This is a genomic window from Serratia sp. 121840015-1 (assembly GCF_053627655.1).
In genome coordinates, this window is the sequence record NZ_JBSEYF010000002.1 from 297,819 (window position 1) to 315,259 (window position 17,441).

Consider the following 17,441-nt stretch of genomic DNA (forward strand, 5'->3'; position numbering starts at 1 on the left):
AGGCTCGGCGAACCGGGCCGACTAAACCGGGCGGGGGCCATGCGCTACGCCCGCTTGTCAGGGAGAATGCGATGTTAACCAACCACTTCAAGCGTGCGCTGCAGGAAAAACGCCCGCAGATCGGGCTGTGGCTCGGGCTGTGCAGCAGCTACAGCGCCGAGCTGCTGGCCGGCGCCGGTTTCGACTGGCTGCTGATCGACGGCGAACATGCGCCCAACAACGTGCAAACGGTGCTGGGGCAGCTGCAGGCGGTCGCGCCTTACCCGAGCCAGCCGGTGGTGCGGCCACCGTGGAACGACGCGGTGATCATCAAGCAGCTGCTGGACGTCGGCGCGCAAACCTTACTTATCCCGATGATTCAAAACGCCGAACAGGCGCGCGACGCGGTGCGCGCTACGCGCTATCCGCCGCACGGCGTGCGCGGCGTCGGCAGCGCCCTGGCGCGCGCTTCGCGCTGGAACCGGGTGCCCGATTACCTGCAGCAGGCCGATGAGCAGATGTGCGTGCTGGTGCAGATTGAAACCCGCGAAGCGGTGAAAAACCTCGACGCCATTTTGCAGGTGGAAGGGGTGGACGGCGTGTTTATCGGCCCGGCGGATCTCAGCGCCGACATGGGCTTTGCCGGTAATCCGCAGCACCCGGAGGTGCAGCGCACCATCGACGACGCCATCGCGCGCATCCGCGCCGCCGGCAAGGCGCCGGGCATTTTGATGGCCAACAAGGCACTGGCGCAGCGCTATCTGGAGGCCGGCGCGCTGTTCGTTGCGGTGGGGGTGGACACCACCCTGCTGGCACGGGCGGCGGAAGCCCTGGCGGACGAATTCAAACGGGGCGGGGCGCAAGCGCCTTCATCGGGAGTCTACTGAACCATGAACCACGTCGATTCGCTGCAGCCGGCCAACCCGGCGCAGCAACATAAAGCGTTAACCGCCGCCGAGCAATCGGTGATTAAAAAGTTGTTTCGGCGCCTGATCATTTTCCTGTTCGTGTTGTTTGTTTTCTCTTTCCTCGATCGTATCAACATCGGCTTCGCCGGGCTGACGATGGGCAAAGATCTCGGCCTCAGCTCGACCATGTTCGGGCTGGCGGCGACGTTGTTCTATGTCACCTACGTGATCTTCGGTATTCCGAGCAACATGATGCTGAGCAGGGTCGGCGCGCGGCGCTGGATCGCCACCATCATGGTGCTGTGGGGCATCGCCTCCACCTGCACCATGTTCGCCACCGGGCCGACCAGCCTGTACGTGCTGCGCATGATCGTCGGCATCACCGAGGCCGGTTTCCTGCCGGGCATTCTGGTGTACCTCACCTACTGGTTCCCGGCGTTCTACCGCGCCCGCGCCAACGCGCTGTTCATGATCGCCATGCCGGTGACCATGGCGATCGGTTCGCTGGTCTCCGGCTATATCCTGGCGCTGGACGGGGTGATGAACCTGAAGGGCTGGCAGTGGCTGTTCCTGCTGGAAGGCATTCCGTCGGTGCTGCTGGGCGTGGTGGTGTGGTTCTACCTCGACGATACGCCGGCCAAGGCCAAGTGGCTGACCGACGAGGAGAAAGCCAGCCTGCAGGCGATGATGGAAGCCGATAAGCTGCAGCTGGTGCAGCCCAACGGGCCGAGCAGCCACCGCGCGCTGCAACAGCGCAGCCTGTGGCGCGAGATCTGCACGCCGATCGTGCTGATGTATACGCTGGCCTATTTCTGCCTGACCAACACCCTGAGCGCGATCAACATCTGGACGCCGCAGATCCTGCAAAGCTTCAACCAGGGCAGCAGCAACGTGACGATCGGCATTTTGGCGGCGATCCCGCAGATCTGCACCATCGCCGGCATGGTGTGGTGGAGCAAACGATCCGACAGGCTGCAGGAGCGCAAGCACCACACCGCGCTGCCGTACCTGTTCGCCGCCGCCGGCTGGCTGCTGGCGTCCGCCACCGATCACAGCCTGATCCAGTTGCTCGGGATCGTGATGGCCTCGGTCGGCTCCTTTACCGCCATGGCGATCTTCTGGACCACGCCGGATCAGTCGATCAGTCTGGAAGCGCGCGCGGTGGGGATCGCGGTGATCAACGCCACCGGCAACATCGGATCGGCGCTCAGCCCGCTGTTGATCGGCTGGTTCAAGGATCTGACCGGCAGCTTTAACTCCGGGCTGTATTTCGTCTCGGCGCTGTTGATCGTCGGCGCCGTGCTGGTGTGGCGCATTCCGATGAAGGATTCGCGCCCGAGAGCGACGCCTTGATGCGCAAGTGGGCATGATTGCAGGAGGTCATGAGGTGCGGAAAAGTACCGGCTTTATCGCCAACATCGATATTTGCAAAGAGTATGACGCGCGCTACGCCGCCGACGAGGTGCACTACGAAACCTTCGCCGGGCTGGCGGCGTTCTTCGGCCGCGACATGCAGGTGCATTGGCACGACTGCTTCTTCCAGGTGCATTTCCTGGAGACCGGCAAGATAGAGCTGCAGCTTGATGATCAGCACTATTCGGTGCAGGCGCCGCTGTTCATCCTCACGCCGCCGTCGGTGCCGCATGCGTTCTTCACCGAACCGGACAGCGACGGCCATGTGCTGACGGTGCGCCAGGAGCTGATTTGGCCGCTGTTGGAGCGCCTGTATCCCGGCAGCAACCTGGCGCTGGACATGCCGGGCATCTGCCTGTCGCTGGCCGACGCGCCGCAGGAGCTGACGGCGCTCAGCCACTACTGGGCGCTGATCCGCCGCGAGTTCGGGCAGAACCTGGCCGGGCGCGAACAGACGCTGGCGCTGCTGGCGCAGGCGGTGTTCACGCTGCTGCTGCGCAACACCGCGCTGGAAGACAGCGCCAACAGCGGCGTGCGTGGCGAACTGCAGCTGTTTCAGCGGTTCAACAAGATGGTGGACGAGCGTTTTCGCGAGCACCTGCCGGTGCCGGAGTATGCGCAGGCGTTGGGGGTGACCGAATCGCGGCTCAACGACCTGTGCCGGCGCTTCGCCAACCGGCCGCCCAAGCGGCTGATCTTCGATCGGCTGCTGCGCGAGGCCAAACGCATGCTGCTGTTCAGCGCCTGTACGGTGCATGAAACCGCCTACAGCCTCGGCTTCAAGGATCCGGCCTATTTCGCCCGTTTTTTCAATCGGCTGGAAGGCTGTTCCCCCTCGACCTACCGCGCGGCGCAACACGCCCTTTCGTAACCGCGATCACAGTTTGCCGCGAAAGCGGCAAACTGACCTGAAAAGTACCGGCGATTGCCGCAAAAGTCTCTTCTCGAAATCGGCTTTGGCAGCTTCAATTAAGCAACCAAAATAAAGCATTATTTTAACAAATGGCCGGTTCCACGGCCTGAAAAATGCCGATGACGAGGAAGACCCGATGAAACCAGAAGACTTTCGTGCCGACAGCAAACGCCCGTTCACCGGCGCCGAATACCTGAAAAGTTTGCAGGACAGCCGCGAAATCTATATTTACGGCGAGCGCGTGAAAGACGTAACCACGCACCCGGCGTTCCGCAACGCGGCGGCATCAGTCGGCCAACTGTACGACGCGCTGCACGATCCGGCCAGCCAGGATCGCCTGTGCTGGAATACCGACACCGGCAACGGTGGCTATACCCACAAATTCTTCCGCTACGCCCGCAGCCCGGAAGAGATGCGCCAGCAGCGCGATGCCATCGCCGACTGGTCGCGCCAAAGCTACGGCTGGATGGGGCGTACGCCGGACTACAAGGCGGCCTTCGGCTGCGCGCTGGGCGCTTATCCGGAGTTCTACGGCCAGTTCGCCGACAACGCGCGCCACTGGTACAAACGCATTCAGGAAACCGGGCTCTATTTCAACCACGCCATCGTCAACCCGCCGATCGACCGCCACAAGCCGGTCAACGAGGTGAAGGACGTCTACATTCAGGTGGAGAAAGAGACCGACGCCGGCATCATCGTCAGCGGCGCCAAAGTGGTGGCCACCAACTCGGCGTTGACCCACTACAACTTCATCGGCTTCGGTTCGGCGCAGGTGATGGGCGATAACCCGGACTTCGCGCTGATGTTCGTGGCGCCGATGGACGCCGAAGGGGTGAAGCTGATTTCGCGCGCCTCCTACGAGCTGGTGGCCGGCGCCACCGGATCGCCGTTCGACTACCCGCTCACCAGCCGCTTCGATGAGAACGACGCGATCTTGATCATGGATCATGTGCTGATCCCGTGGGAAAACGTGCTGATCTACCGCGATTTCGATCGCTGCCGCCGCTGGAGCACCCAGGGCGGTTTCGCCCGGCTGTTCCCGCTGCAGGCCTGCGTGCGCCTGGCGGTGAAGATGGACTTTATCACCGCGCTGCTGCAAAAGAGCCTCTCGTGTACCGGCGTGCTGGAGTTCCGCGGCGTGCAGGCCGATCTGGGCGAAGTGGTGGCCTGGCGCAACCTGTTCTGGTCGCTGAGCGACGCGATGTGTGCCGAAGCCACAAAATGGGAAAACGGCGCCTACCTGCCGGATTCCGCCGCGCTGCAGACCTACCGCGTGATGGCGCCGATGGCCTATACCAAGGTGAAACACATCATCGAGAAGAACGTCACCAGCGGCCTGATCTACCTGCCGTCCAGCGTGCGCGACATGAACAACCCGGAGATCGACAAGTACCTGGCGCGCTACGTGCGTGGATCGGACGGCATGGATCACGTCGAACGCATCAAGATCCTCAAGCTGATGTGGGATGCGATCGGCAGCGAATTCGGCGGCCGCCACGAGCTGTATGAGATCAACTACGCCGGCAGCCAGGATGAGATCCGCCTGCAGTGCCTGCGCCACGCGCAGGGATCCGGCAACATGGATCGCATGATGCAGATGGTCGACAAGTGCCTGGCTGATTACGATCAGCACGGCTGGAAGGTGCCGCACCTGCGGAACAATGACGATATTAATCAGTTGGATAATCTGCTGAAGTAATTCAGGAGGAGGTGGTATGTCTCAGGAAAATGAACAGCGCCTGCGCTTTCGCGACGCCATGGCCAGCCTGTCGGCGGCGGTGAATATCGTCACCACCGACGGCCCGGCGGGGCGCTGCGGCATCACCGCCACGGCGGTGTGCTCGGTAACCGATACGCCGCCGACGCTTCTGGTGTGCATCAACCGCAACAGCGCGATGAACCCGGTGTTTCAGGAAAACCGCAGGCTGTGCGTCAACGTGCTCAACCACGAGCAGGAGCTGATGGCGCGCCACTTCGCCGGCATGACCGGCGTCAGCATGGAAGATCGTTTCCGGCTGGAAGAGTGGCAGCTCGGTGCGCTGGGGCAGCCGGTGCTGCGCAATACCCTGGCCAGCCTGGAAGGGGAGATCGAGCAGATCCAGAGCATCGGCACCCACCAGATGTACCTGGTGCAGATCAAGCAGATCGCGCTGAGTGAAGCCGGCAACGGGCTGATCTACTTCAAGCGCAATTTCCATTCGGTGATCCACCCGATGGCGGTGCCGGCCTGAGGCGTTGGGGCGCAGCCTGCTGCGCCCCGCGTTTCAACTCTTGTTAGCCGCCAGATCGCTCACCAGGCGGTTGACCGGATCGCTCATGTTGGTGAATTTGCTCAGCTCCGAGCGGGTCACCACCACGAACACCCCGACGTTTTTCGCCGGGATCATCGCCATGTAGGTAATGAACCCGCCGCCGCCGCCGGTCTTCTGAATGATGCCCGGCAGCCCGTCCTTCGGCGCCATATACACCCAACCCAACCCCAGCGCATCCGCTTGCCCCGGCACGTCCATACCCTTCAGCGACACCAGATCGTGACGCTGGAAGTACATGGTTTGCTCGCTGGCGGCGGTGGCTTTGCGCGGACCGCTGGCGCTGGAGGAGAGGAATTGTTGCATCCAGCGCTGCATGTCGCGCGGGGTGGAGTAGACGCCGCCGCTGCCGGCCGCGGCGGTGGTGTCGCGGCAGGCGCTCGGGCCGGCCGCCGCCACCATCAGGCGCGAGCACTGCTCGGGGCTCGGCGTCAGCGTGGTGTCGACCATGCCGAGCGGCGCGGTGATTTTCTCTTTCAGCAGCGCGTTGTAGGGCTTGCCCGCAGCGCGCGACAGCGCGTCGGCCAGCAGGTCATACGCCAGGTTGGAGTAGGCGGCGCGTACGCCCGGCGGTACCGTGACGTTGGCATGGGCCAGCCACTGCCAGCGCTGAGCCTTGGTCGGCCAGGTGAACACCGGCGTTTTCGGCGGCTTCTTGCCCGGCTGCTCGCGCGGCAGCGAGCTGGTGTGCGTCGCCAGGTTCAGCAGGGTGATCGGCTGCCCGGCGTTGTAAGCCGGCACATAGGCGCCTTTGGGGGCGTACTTGCGCAGCGGGTCGGTCAGTTTGACCTGGCCTGCCGCCGCCATTTTCACCATCACTTCGCTGGTCATCAGCTTGGTGATCGAAGCGATGCGGATCAGCGAATCCGGGCGCGGGCGCAGGTTGTTGCCGGGTTTGGTATCGCCAAAGCTGCGGTTAACCACCTGATTGCCGTCGATCACCACCAGCGCCATGCCGGTGGCGCCGCTGTTGTAGAAAATATGTTCGGCATACTGGTCGACGATTTGCGAAGCCAGCTGCGGAGGCGCGGCCTGCACGGCCAGCGGCGCGGCGCACAGGCCCAGCGCCAGCAATAAAGCGGAGACAGAGTTCTTCAACGGTCGTTATCCATTTAACAATGCAGCGGGGAAAGGGCTTATCCGTCGCCCAGTGTAATGCGCCCGGGCCCCGGCTGCATGTAGAAAAAAGAGCGGTGGCGATAAAATTTTTTCACCGCCGGCGAGCTACTGCGCGCGGGCGAAAATGGCGATCACTTCATCGAGGTGCGTCTTCATCGCCTTGCGGGCGCCGCGCACGTCGCGCGCTTCGATCGCCGCCAGGATCGCCCGGTGTTCCAGTTCGGAACGGTGCGGCATGTCGTCCGGCGTATAGTGGCGTTGCAGCACGCGGAACATGCTGCCGTAACGGTGGCCGAGCAGATGGCCGATGATGAACGCATAGGCCGGGTTGCCGCTGGCCTGGGCGATGCGGATGTGGAACAGCCGATCGCCGGGGTGGGTGGCGGAACCGGCGCGGTTATCGCGGCAGTTCTGCTCGTAGGCGGCGCGGATGCCCGCCAGCTCTTCGTCGGTGGCGTGGCGCGCGGCCAGCGCGGCGGTCTCCGGTTCGATCAGCAGACGGGTTTGCAGCAGAGAAAACGGCGGCAGCTCGGCGTTGAAATCCAGCTCGATGTTCAGTTCGTCGTCGATCTCCGCCCACTGGTTGCGGCCGGCCTGGGTCATCACCGGCTCCTGCGACGGCGCCAGCGGCGTTGGCGAGCGCACGATCACCCCGTTACCGACCTTGACGTCCACCAGGCCGATCACTTCCAGCGCGATAAGCGCCTCGCGCACCGACGCGCGGCTGACCTGCAACTGCTGGGCGAGATCGCGCTCCGAGGGCAGGCGGCTGCCCGGCGGAAATTCGTTATTTTCGATAAGACGTTTGAGCTGGTCAGCTATCTGTCTGTAAATCCTTGGGTTTTCCAGTCGGGTAATCGGCATTTTTGACCTTTGACGATTCGGCGTTCAGTGATTTGGCGCACAATTATGCGACAAGGCGCTTGAGTAATCGTTATTCAAGTGTAAAAAAATGGTTAATTGAAATGCGGTTTCAAGGCTGTTTTATTAACTTCTTCCCCCAACGATAACGCGTAAAGCGTCTTTTGTCATGTTAGAGGCCTGACCTTTAACCGCCTTTAGTGGCCTGACCATTAGACCTTTAGGCCGAGGAGTCAAGATGGATTTAACCGGGAAACGCGTACTGATCACCGCCGCCGGGCAAGGGATCGGTTTTACCACCGCCAGGCTGTTCGCCGCCGCCGGCGCTGAAGTGATCGCCAGCGACATCAACCTCGAGCGCCTGCAGGGCTCTGCCGGGATCCGCGCGCTGACGCTAAACGTCACCGATCCGGCCGCCATCGCGGCGGCGGCGGAAGCGATCGGCCCGATCGACGTGCTGTTCAACTGCGCCGGCGTGGTGCACAGCGGATCGATCCTCGATTGCACCGAAGATCAGTGGGCGTTCGCGCTCGATCTCAACGTCACCGCGATGTTCCGCATGATCCGCGCTTTCCTGCCGGGCATGTTGGCGCGCGGCAAAGGCTCGATCATCAACATGTCCTCGGTGGCCTCGAGCGTGAAAGGGGTGCCGAACCGCTTCGCTTACAGCGCCAGCAAGGCGGCGGTGATCGGCCTGACGCGCTCGGTGGCGGCGGACTACGTCACGCAGGGCATCCGCTGCAACGCCATCTGCCCCGGCACGGTGGAGTCGCCGTCGCTGCGCCAGCGCATTGCCGAGCAGGCGCGCGAGCAGGGGCGCAGCGAGCAAGAGGTGTATCAGGCGTTCGTCGCCCGTCAGCCGATCGGGCGCATCGGCACCACCGAGGAAATCGCCCAATTGGCGCTGTATCTGGCCTCTGACGCCAGTTCATACACCACCGGCACGGTGCAGATCATCGACGGCGGCTGGAGCAACTGAGCCGCCATTTTTGAGAGAGGAAGGCATGAAACTTTTACGTTATGGGCAACCTGGGCAAGAGCGCCCCGGCATGTTGGATGCGCAAGGCCGCCTGCGTGATTTGTCGCAGCATATCGCCGACGTGGGGGGCGCCGCGTTATTGCCGGCGTCGCTCGCCAAACTGCGTGCGCTGGACAGCACCACGCTGCCGCTGGTCGAAGGGCAGCCGCGCCTCGGCGCTTGCGTCGGTGGCATCGGCAAGTTTATCTGCATTGGCCTGAACTACGCCGATCACGCGGCGGAGACCGGTGCCGCCATTCCTGAGGAACCGGTGGTGTTCAACAAATGGACCAGCGCGGTGGTCGGCCCCCACGATCGGGTGGAGATCCCGCGCGGCTCGCAGAAAACCGACTGGGAAGTAGAGCTGGGCGTGGTGATCGGCCAGGGCGGACGCTACATCAGCGAAGCAGACGCGATGCGCCACGTCGCTGGCTACTGCGTGATCAACGACGTCTCAGAACGCGAATATCAAATTGAGCGCGGCGGCACCTGGGACAAGGGCAAAGGCTGCGACACCTTCGGGCCGATCGGCCCCTGGCTGGTGACCGCCGACGAGATCGCCGATCCGCACAGCCTGAACCTGTGGCTGGAGGTGGACGGCAAGCGCTATCAGGACGGCAACACCAGCACCATGATCTTCCGCATTCCGCAGATCGTCAGCTACCTCAGCCGCTTCATGAGCCTGCAGCCGGGCGATGTGATCTCCACCGGCACGCCGCCGGGCGTCGGGATGGGGCAGAAACCGCAGCCTATCTATCTGCGGGCGGGCCAGACGATGCGTCTGGGCATCGAAGGGCTGGGCGAACAGCGCCAGCAAACCGTACAGGCCTAACCGGGAGCGCCGCCATGACCACCATTACCGCACTGCGGGTTGAAGACATTCGTTTCCCCACGTCGCTGGGGCTGGACGGATCCGACGCCATGAATCCGGATCCCGACTATTCCGCCGCCTACGTGATCCTGGAGACCGATCGCGCGGATCTCAGCGGCCACGGGCTGACGTTCACCATCGGCCGCGGCAACGAGATCTGCTGCGCGGCGATCCGCGCGCTGGAACACCAGATCGTCGGCGAGCGGCTGGAGGATATCGCCGCCGACATGGGCGCCTTCTGGCGGCGCTTCACCAGCGACAGCCAGCTGCGCTGGATCGGGCCGGACAAGGGGGCCATTCACCTGGCGACCGGCGCGGTGGTCAACGCGGTGTGGGATCTGTGGGCCAAATCGGTCGGCAAGCCGGTGTGGCGGCTGGTGGCGGAGATGACGCCGGAAGAGCTGGTGCGCTGCATCGACTTCCGTTACATCACCGACTGCATCACGCCGCAGGAGGCGCTGGCGCTGCTGAAACAGCGGGCCGAGGGCAAAGAGCAGCGCCTGGCGCGGCTGCTGCAGGAAGGCTATCCCTGCTACACCACCTCCGCCGGCTGGCTGGGGTATCCGGACGACAAGCTGCGCCGCCTGTGCCAGGAAGCGGTCGACGCCGGTTTCTCCTACCTGAAGCTGAAGGTCGGGCGCGATCTGGAAGACGACATCCGCCGGGTGCGCATCGCCCGCGAGGTGATCGGCCCGGATCGCCGGCTGATGATCGACGCCAACCAGGTGTGGGAGGTGGACGAAGCCATTCCGTGGGTGAAGCATCTGGCGTTCGCCAAACCCTGGTTTATCGAAGAACCGACCAGCCCGGACGACGTGGAAGGGCACCGCCGCATCCGCGAAGGGGTGGCGCCGGTCAAGGTGGCCACCGGTGAGATGTGCCAGAACCGCATCATGTTCAAGCAATTCATCATGCGCGGCGCGGTAGACGTGGTGCAGATCGACGCCTGCCGCCTTGGCGGCGTCAACGAAGTGCTGGCGGTGATGCTGATGGCGGCCAAATACCAGCTGCCGGTCTGCCCGCACGCCGGCGGCGTCGGGCTGTGCGAGTACGTGCAGCACCTGTCGATGATCGACTACCTGTGCATTGCCGGCACCCACGAAGGCCGGGTGATCGAGTATGTCGATCATTTGCATGAACACTTTGTCGATCCCTGCGTGATCAAAGGCGCGGCCTACATGCCGCCGAGCCGTCCCGGCTATTCGATCGAGATGCATCCGTCGTCGATCGCGCAGTATCGGTTCCGCGGGTGAGGCGGGAGGATCGCATGCCGCGCATCGACGCTCACCAGCACTACTGGCGCTATCACCCCCAGCACTACCCGTGGATCGACGAGCGAATGAGCGTGCTGCGGCAGGATTTCGATCCGCCCCGGCTGCGGCCGCTGTTGCAGGAACAGGGTTTCGACGGCGCGCTGGCGGTGCAGGCGCGCCCCAGCGAGGAAGAGACGCTGGCCCTGCTGGCGCTGGCTGAGCAGGGCGAGGGCATATGCGGCGTGGTGGGCTGGCTGGACATCGCCGCGCCGCAGCTGGCGCAGCGTCTGGAGGCCTTGCGGCCTTACAGCGCGCTGCGCGGGGTGCGTCATCAGGTGCAGGACGAAGCGGATCCGGCGGCCTGGCTGGCGCGGCCGGAGGTGGAACGCGGCATGCAAACGCTGCAGCGCGCCGGGTATGTGTACGAGATCCTGGTGACGCACCGGCATCTGGCGGCCGCGGCGGCGTTCGCCGCCTGCCACGATGAACACTGGCTGGTGTTGGATCATCTCGGCAAGCCGGACATCGCGCGCGGCGCGCGGCACTGGGCGCAGCAAATCCGGCCGCTGGCGGCGCTGCCGCACGTGGTCTGCAAGCTGTCGGGGCTGATCACCGAGGCGCCGGGTGGCCGGTGGCGGGCGGAAGAACTGCTGCCGTTCTTCGACGCTGCGCTGGAGGCGTTCGGCCCGCAGCGGCTGATGTTCGGCTCCGACTGGCCGGTGTGCCTGCTGGCCGGCGACTACCGCCAGGTGGTGCAGCTGTGCGAACGGGCGCTGTCGACGCTGGGGGCCGCCGAGCAGGCGGCGATTTGGGGCGACACCGCCTGGCGAATTTACGGTTTAACGGAGTCTGGTTATGGATCTGTATCTGCAAGATAAGGTGGTGCTGGTCACCGGCGGCGGTGCCGGCATCGGCGCGGCGATTGCTCATGTGCTGGCCGAAGAAGGCGCGATCCCGGTGCTGGTCACCAACGCCGCGCCGGAGGCGGCGCTGCTGGCCGATTTGCAGCGGCTGCAGCCGCGCACCGAGGTGATCCTCACCGAACTGTGCGACGAGGCGGCCTGCCGCCGCGCGGTAAGCCAGACGCTGGCGGCCTTCGGCCGCATCGACGGGCTGGTGAATAACGCCGGGGTCAACGACGGCGTCGGGCTGGAGGCGGGGCGCGAAGCGTTCGTCGGCTCGCTGGAAAAGAACCTGGTGCATTACTACCTGATGGCGCACCTGTGCCAGGCGGCGCTGCAGGAGAGCCGGGGCGCCATCGTCAACATCGCCTCCAAGACCGCGCTCAGCGGCCAGGGTGGCACCAGCGGCTATACCGCCGCCAAGGGCGCGGTGCTGGCGCTGACGCGCGAATGGGCGGTGTCGCTGCGCCATGACGGCGTGCGGGTGAACGCGGTGGTGCCGGCGGAGGTGATCACCCCGCAGTACCAGCGCTGGCTCAACACCTTCGCCGAGCCGCAGCGGCAGATGGCGAAAATCACCGCGCGCATTCCGCTCGGGCAGCGCATGACCACGCCGCAAGAGATCGCCAACACCGTGGCGTTCCTGTTGTCGTCGCGGTCGTCGCATACCACCGGGCAATGGCTGTCGGTGGACGGTGGTTACCTGCATCTCGATCGGGCGCTGACGTGAGCGGCGCGGCGGCAGGGCGGCGCCGTTTCTGCCAGGCGCTCGATCTGATTGACTCACCGGCGCTGATTGCGGAGTACCAGCAGCATCATCAGCGCATCTGGCCGGGCATCGCCGCGCATTTGCGCGAGCACGGCATTCTGGACATGGAGATTTACCGGTTGGGCACCCGGCTGTTCATGATCGTGGAGGTCAGCGCCGATTTCGACGCCGTGCGTTTTGACGCCGCCAGCCTGAACAACCCCGAAGTACAGCGATGGGAAGCGCTGATGTGGCACTACCAGGCCGCCACCCCCTGGACGCCGCAGGGCGAAAAATGGGTGGAAATGGCGCGGATATTTTCTCTGCAACAGCAATAACGCCAACATCATCATCGCCAGACGATACGAGGGTATCACCATGCTTGCTGAAAAAAGTGCGGCCTCCGCGCAGCCGGGCGTCGCCGTGACCGCCAATCTGCGCTGGGCCTTTATCCTGGTCACCAGCCTGTTCTTCATGTGGGGGCTGTCCTATGGCCTGCTGGACGTATTAAACAAACATTTTCAGGAGACGTTGCACGTTACCAAGGCGCAGTCGGGGCTGTTGCAGGCGGCCTATTTCGGCGCCTATTTCCTGGTGGCGCTGCCCGCCGGATACTTTATGGACCGCAAGGGCTATAAGGCGGGCATTCTGGTCGGGCTGTGTTTGTATGCGCTGGGGGCGCTGCTGTTCGTGCCGGCGGCGTCGGCCAACAGCTTCGGCGTGTTCCTGTTCGCGCTGTTCGTTATCGCCAGCGGTTTGGGCTGCCTGGAAACGGCCGCCAACCCGTACGCCACGGTGCTGGGCGACGCGCAGGGCGCCGAACGGCGGCTCAACCTGGCCCAGTCGTTCAACGGCCTCGGGCAGTTTATCGGCCCGTTGATCGGCGGCACGCTGTTCTTCTCCGCCAGCCAGTCCGCCGGCGGCGGCGATCAGAGCGCGGTGAAGATGACCTATGTGGCGATCGCCGTGCTGGTGCTGCTGATCGCGCTGTTGTTCAGCCGCACCCGGCTGCCGGCGATCCGCGAAGAGGAAAAACCGGTGCACGGCGTGATAGCGCAGGGATTGTGGCAGCATCCGCATTTCGTCGGCGGGGTTATCACGCAGTTCTTCTACGTGGCGGCGCAGGTGGGCGTAGGGGCGTTCTTCATCAACTACGCCACCGAACACTGGCGCGAGGTGTCTAACCAGAGCGCCTCTTACCTGCTGTCAATCGCCATGATCTGCTTTATGGTTGGGCGCTTCTTCAGCACCTGGTTGATGGGGCGAGTCAAACCGGCGACGCTGCTGGCGGCCTATGCGCTGATCAACATCGCGCTGTGCGGCGTGGTGATGCTGAGCGTTGACGGCGTGTCGGTGATGGCGCTGATCGCGGTATTCTTCTTTATGTCGATCATGTTCCCGACCATTTTCGCCCTGGGGGTGAAAAACCTGGGTAAACACACCAAGCGCGCCAGCTCCTTTATGATCATAGCGATCGTCGGCGGCGCCATCATGCCGTACTTTATGGGGGCGCTGGCCGATCGTTACAGCACCGCGCTCTCTTATCTGCTGCCGCTGCTGTGCTTCGCGGTGGTGCTGGTTTACGGCCTGCGGCAGCGCCGCGCCTGATTTAACCCGGCGGCGAATCGGCATTCGCCGCCGTTGTCAGCGCCTGTGGGCGGGTTCGCATCAGGATCGCCAACGCCAGCAGCAGCACGATGCCGGACAGCACGCCGTTTAGCGTCAAGCCTCCGGCATCCACCACCAGCCCGCCCGCCAGTGAACCGCAGGAAATCGCCAGATTAAACAGCGCGATATACAGCGAAGAGGCGACCTCGACCGCGTCGGGGGCTGCCTTGAGCATCCACGCCATTAGCGAAACGGAAACGCCGCCGTAGGCGATGCCCCACAGCAGGAGGAAGGCGCTGCCGCTCAGCGGCGCGTGGCCCAGCAGCGGCAGCAGCAGGACGGCGAGCGCCAGCCCGAGGGCGATCAGCGCCAGGGTGCGGCGCAGCCGTTTGGCGGCGGCCTGGCCGGCGATGAAATTCCCGACGATACCGGCGGCGCCGTAGGCGAACAGCAGCGGCCCCACCCAGCGGCCCTCGATGCCGGCGACCGTCTGCAGCAGCGGGCGGACAAAGGTGTAAGCCATAAAGTGGCCGGCGACCAGCAGAAACGTCAGCAGCAGCCCGAGGATCAGCCGGCGATTCGCGCGCTGCGCGGTGAATAAGCGCCAGTTCACCGCCTGCGTGACCGGTAGCGGCGGCAGCACGCACAGCAGCAGGAGCAGGGTCAGCGCCGCCAGGACGGCGACGGCCAGAAACGCCATGCGCCAGCCCAGCGCTTCGCCGAGGAATACCCCGAGCGGCACGCCGAACACCGAGGCCGCCGCTACGCCGCCGAAGATGACGGACAGCGCCAATCCGACGGAGGCCGGCGGCACCAGACGTTCCGCCAACCCACCCGCGATGGCCCAGATGCCGCCGATGCAAAAGCCCAGCAGGATGCGCGCAGCAAACAGCAGCGCCATGGAGGTGGCGGCGGCGGCCAGCAGGTTGGCGGCGATCAGCAGCAGCAGAAAGGCGATCAGCAGGCTGCGGCGATCCGTGCGCCGGGCACCCAGCACCACCAGCGGGGCGAACAGTGCGGCAAACAGGGCGGGCAGGGAAATCAGCAGCCCGGCGCGGCCTATCGATGCGTTCAAGGTGCTGACGATCGGAGTCAGCAGCCCGACGGGCAGCATTTCTGCCGTGACGACGGTAAAGGTGGACAGGGCGATAGCGAAAGTCGCCAGCCAGGGTTTTGCGCCGCCGCCGGCGTGTAAGACACTCATAATGACTCTCCCAACAGATGAAGAGCCTCAGTGTATCCGCGCCAAAATGGCTGATAAACTGGCCTGAATGCGCAACATTGGGGATAAATCGTGGCCAATTTACCGTCTATGCCGTTGGATAATCTGACCGACCTGCTGGTGTTCATTCGCGTCGCCGACGCCCGCAGCTTCACGCTGGCGGCCGAGAGACTGGGCATTTCCCGATCGGCGGCGGGCAAATGCGTGAACCGATTGGAGGAACGATTGGCCACCCGGCTGCTGCAGCGCACCACGCGCAGCGTCAGCCTGACCGAAGACGGCGCGGTGTTTTACGAGTATGCGCAGCGCATCCTGTCGCAGGCCGAAGAGGCGGAAACGGCGCTGAATACGCGGCGGCAAACGCCGCGCGGGCGGCTGCGGCTGGATCTGCCGGTCTCGTTGGGGCGATTGCATATCCTGCCGATTCTGCGGGAGTTTTTGGCGCAGTGGCCGGAGGTGGACGCCGACGTCAGCTTCTCCGATGAGTACAGCGATCTGGTGCGCGACGGCATCGACGTGGCTGTCCGCGTCGGCGGCAGCGACGATAGCCGGCTGGTGCGGCGGGTGCTCGCGCCGCATCGCCTGATCACCTGCGCGGCGCCGGATTATCTGGCGCGGCACGGTACGCCTGCAAAACCGGAAGCGTTGGGCGAGCACGAGACGCTGGTCTTCAGCCATCAGGGGCTGCCGGCGCCCTGGCGCTATTTGGTCAACGGCCAACTGTACGAACAGCCGGTGCGTGGCCGGATGCGTTTCAACAACGTCGAAGCCTTGCGGGATGCGGCCGTCGCCGGAGCCGGCCTTTGCCAGGTGGGGGCGTTTCTGGTCGGCGAGCAGATTGCGGCCGGCACGCTGGTGCCGGTGCTGGAGCGCTATTGTCGCCCGGGGCCGCCGATCTGCGCCGTCTATCCCAGCCGACGCCATCTCTCCCCCAAGGTGAAGCTGTTCCTGGCGGCGATCGAACGGCGCTGGCAGGGCAGGGCGATTTGGGAAGTCGATTAGCGAACCTGTTACTCCTGCGGCTGCAGCAGGGCGGGCTGGACGTTTTGCGCCAGCTGGATATTGTTGCGGCCGCTGTGCTTCGCCAGATAGAGCGCGGCGTCGGCCGCGCCGATCGCCGACTCGACGTCCAGCTTTTCCAGCGCGGAGATGCCGGCGCTGAGCGTCAGCGTGCCGCTGTGCTGCGGGCTGGCGCCGTGTGGGATGTTCAGTTCCGCCACCCGTTGGCGCACCCGCTCGGCCAGCTGCGCCGCATAGCCTTCGTGCACGTTGGTCAGCAGCACCAAAAACTCTTCCCCGCCGTAGCGCACCACGATGTCGCGCGAACGTACCGCATCGCGGATGGCGATCGCCACCTGCACCAGCGCCCGGTCGCCCATCGCGTGGCCGTAGCTGTCGTTGTAGACCTTGAAGTGGTCGATATCCAGCAGCAGCACGTAGTGGCGGCCGGTTTGCGGTTCCAGCAGCATGTTGATCTTATTCTCCAGCCCGCGACGGTTATAAAGACCGGTCAGGGGATCGAGCATGCTTAAATTATTGAATTTGTCCCGTTCGTTATACAGGTTGGCCACCAGCGCGTGGGTAAAGATTTCACTGCGTTTCAACATCAGGTGGTGGATGGAGAAAGCGATAATAGGTAATAGCGTGGTGAATAATATCCGCAGGGTATTATGCATACCGTCTAAAGCCAGGATCACCATTGCGGAAGGCACGGCGTGTAAACAAAAGGCGGTAAAGTTATCCGTCAGAGAAATAGCGCTGATAAAAAAGATGCTGAACAAACTAATTAATAAAAAATCTTGGTTATTCGGTAGGCAATATTGACTTTTAACGTAAATATGGGCGGCCCAAAGCAGGCCGAGCACGCTGGCGAACAGGTTGAGTTTACACAGGTATTTCCGCGGCGTTTGCAGGGAGAATAGCGCCGCCGCCAGACAAAATAGCGGTATACATAATAAAGGTAGGGTAAATGAGGGCGTATCCCTAAAAGGGAACAATAACGTAAATACGGAAGAGGCGGCATTCATCACCAGAAAAAGAAATAATGCCAGGCGCTGCTTGCTGTTCAGTAATTCCTGATAAGAACGGGCGTTCATACGGAGGTCACTCTTTGCAAAGTCGTTCTGTCGAATAATTAAGGTTGAGAAGCATTCCCTCGGCGCGAAATATCCACGGAAGTTGCATGGTTGATGATTGTGATTATTATCATGCAAACAGGACTAGGAATTTTCTTATGTCAAATTATCATTTTTTCATGCTGGTGTCATCTGGGTTTGGTCACCGCAGTGAAAATGATGCGGCGGCCAAAAAAGTGTTA

At 63.4% G+C, this 17,441-nt stretch carries 17 protein-coding genes; 13 read left to right on the forward strand and 4 right to left on the reverse strand.

Annotated elements, in window-relative coordinates; all coding sequences use genetic code 11:
* Window positions 1-71: 71 nt before the first annotated feature.
* The 5 genes from hpaI to hpaC all read left to right on the forward strand — a co-directional run bounded on the left by hpaI (window position 72) and on the right by hpaC (window position 5,444).
* On the forward strand, window positions 72-866 hold the full coding sequence (hpaI, locus tag ACUXAC_RS14820) for a 4-hydroxy-2-oxoheptanedioate aldolase (protein ID WP_060440813.1): 795 nt from the start codon (window positions 72-74) through the stop codon (window positions 864-866).
* A 3-nt stretch (window positions 867-869) separates the two neighbouring features.
* On the forward strand, window positions 870-2,240 hold the full coding sequence (gene hpaX / locus ACUXAC_RS14825; protein ID WP_038878424.1) for a 4-hydroxyphenylacetate permease: 1,371 nt from the start codon (window positions 870-872) through the stop codon (window positions 2,238-2,240).
* Window positions 2,241-2,274: 34 nt separating this feature from the next.
* On the forward strand, window positions 2,275-3,171 hold the full coding sequence (hpaA, locus tag ACUXAC_RS14830; RefSeq protein ID WP_038878427.1) for a 4-hydroxyphenylacetate catabolism regulatory protein HpaA: 897 nt from the start codon (window positions 2,275-2,277) through the stop codon (window positions 3,169-3,171).
* 178 nt (window positions 3,172-3,349) lie between these two features.
* Entirely contained in the window at window positions 3,350-4,912 is a 1,563-nt protein-coding gene (gene hpaB / locus ACUXAC_RS14835; RefSeq protein ID WP_019454961.1) for a 4-hydroxyphenylacetate 3-monooxygenase, oxygenase component, read from the forward strand.
* A gap of 16 nt (window positions 4,913-4,928) precedes the next feature.
* On the forward strand, window positions 4,929-5,444 hold the full coding sequence (gene hpaC, locus ACUXAC_RS14840) for a 4-hydroxyphenylacetate 3-monooxygenase, reductase component (protein ID WP_033636989.1): 516 nt from the start codon (window positions 4,929-4,931) through the stop codon (window positions 5,442-5,444).
* Window positions 5,445-5,477: 33 nt separating this feature from the next.
* On the opposite strand, the gene ampH is transcribed toward hpaC, so the two are convergent.
* Together ampH and ACUXAC_RS14850 are read right to left on the reverse strand one after the other, a co-directional pair.
* Window positions 5,478-6,620 carry a D-alanyl-D-alanine-carboxypeptidase/endopeptidase AmpH gene (ampH, locus tag ACUXAC_RS14845; protein WP_060422247.1) on the reverse strand — a complete coding sequence of 381 codons (1,143 nt, stop codon included), beginning with the start codon at window positions 6,618-6,620 and terminating at the stop codon, window positions 5,478-5,480.
* A 126-nt stretch (window positions 6,621-6,746) separates the two neighbouring features.
* On the reverse strand, window positions 6,747-7,505 hold the full coding sequence (locus ACUXAC_RS14850) for a FadR/GntR family transcriptional regulator (RefSeq protein ID WP_089186825.1): 759 nt from the start codon (window positions 7,503-7,505) through the stop codon (window positions 6,747-6,749).
* Window positions 7,506-7,740: 235 nt separating this feature from the next.
* Between ACUXAC_RS14850 and ACUXAC_RS14855 the strand changes: the two genes are divergently transcribed.
* The 7 genes from ACUXAC_RS14855 to fucP are packed head-to-tail and all read left to right on the forward strand — an operon-like array spanning window position 7,741 to window position 13,902.
* Entirely contained in the window at window positions 7,741-8,481 is a 741-nt protein-coding gene (locus tag ACUXAC_RS14855; protein WP_102985482.1) for an SDR family oxidoreductase, read from the forward strand.
* 25 nt (window positions 8,482-8,506) lie between these two features.
* Entirely contained in the window at window positions 8,507-9,352 is an 846-nt protein-coding gene (locus ACUXAC_RS14860; protein ID WP_147839714.1) for a fumarylacetoacetate hydrolase family protein, read from the forward strand.
* A 14-nt stretch (window positions 9,353-9,366) separates the two neighbouring features.
* Window positions 9,367-10,644 carry an L-fuconate dehydratase gene (locus ACUXAC_RS14865; protein ID WP_060440810.1) on the forward strand — a complete coding sequence of 426 codons (1,278 nt, stop codon included), beginning with the start codon at window positions 9,367-9,369 and terminating at the stop codon, window positions 10,642-10,644.
* A gap of 14 nt (window positions 10,645-10,658) precedes the next feature.
* Window positions 10,659-11,522 carry an amidohydrolase family protein gene (locus tag ACUXAC_RS14870; RefSeq protein ID WP_060422262.1) on the forward strand — a complete coding sequence of 288 codons (864 nt, stop codon included), beginning with the start codon at window positions 10,659-10,661 and terminating at the stop codon, window positions 11,520-11,522.
* Window positions 11,500-12,276, forward strand: a complete 777-nt coding sequence (locus ACUXAC_RS14875) for an L-fucose dehydrogenase (RefSeq protein ID WP_087762950.1) — start codon at window positions 11,500-11,502, stop codon at window positions 12,274-12,276. Before ACUXAC_RS14870 ends, ACUXAC_RS14875 begins: the two co-directional genes overlap by 23 nt.
* On the forward strand, window positions 12,273-12,632 hold the full coding sequence (locus ACUXAC_RS14880; protein WP_087762949.1) for an L-rhamnose mutarotase: 360 nt from the start codon (window positions 12,273-12,275) through the stop codon (window positions 12,630-12,632). Before ACUXAC_RS14875 ends, ACUXAC_RS14880 begins: the two co-directional genes overlap by 4 nt.
* A gap of 40 nt (window positions 12,633-12,672) precedes the next feature.
* The gene (gene fucP / locus ACUXAC_RS14885; protein WP_454266748.1) at window positions 12,673-13,902 is read left to right on the forward strand and encodes an L-fucose:H+ symporter permease; all 1,230 of its coding nucleotides are present in this window, start codon (window positions 12,673-12,675) and stop codon (window positions 13,900-13,902) included.
* Between the two features lies 1 nt (window position 13,903).
* Here the strand turns inward: fucP and ACUXAC_RS14890 are convergent, their stop codons facing one another.
* The gene (locus ACUXAC_RS14890) at window positions 13,904-15,106 is read right to left on the reverse strand and encodes an MFS transporter (protein ID WP_454266749.1); all 1,203 of its coding nucleotides are present in this window, start codon (window positions 15,104-15,106) and stop codon (window positions 13,904-13,906) included.
* A 108-nt stretch (window positions 15,107-15,214) separates the two neighbouring features.
* Between ACUXAC_RS14890 and ACUXAC_RS14895 the strand changes: the two genes are divergently transcribed.
* Complete coding sequence (locus ACUXAC_RS14895; RefSeq protein WP_197783750.1) at window positions 15,215-16,126, forward strand: LysR substrate-binding domain-containing protein; 912 nt, start codon at window positions 15,215-15,217, stop codon at window positions 16,124-16,126.
* An 8-nt stretch (window positions 16,127-16,134) separates the two neighbouring features.
* Here the strand turns inward: ACUXAC_RS14895 and ACUXAC_RS14900 are convergent, their stop codons facing one another.
* The gene (locus tag ACUXAC_RS14900; protein WP_060440803.1) at window positions 16,135-17,220 is read right to left on the reverse strand and encodes a GGDEF domain-containing protein; all 1,086 of its coding nucleotides are present in this window, start codon (window positions 17,218-17,220) and stop codon (window positions 16,135-16,137) included.
* Window positions 17,221-17,441 lie beyond the last annotated feature (221 nt).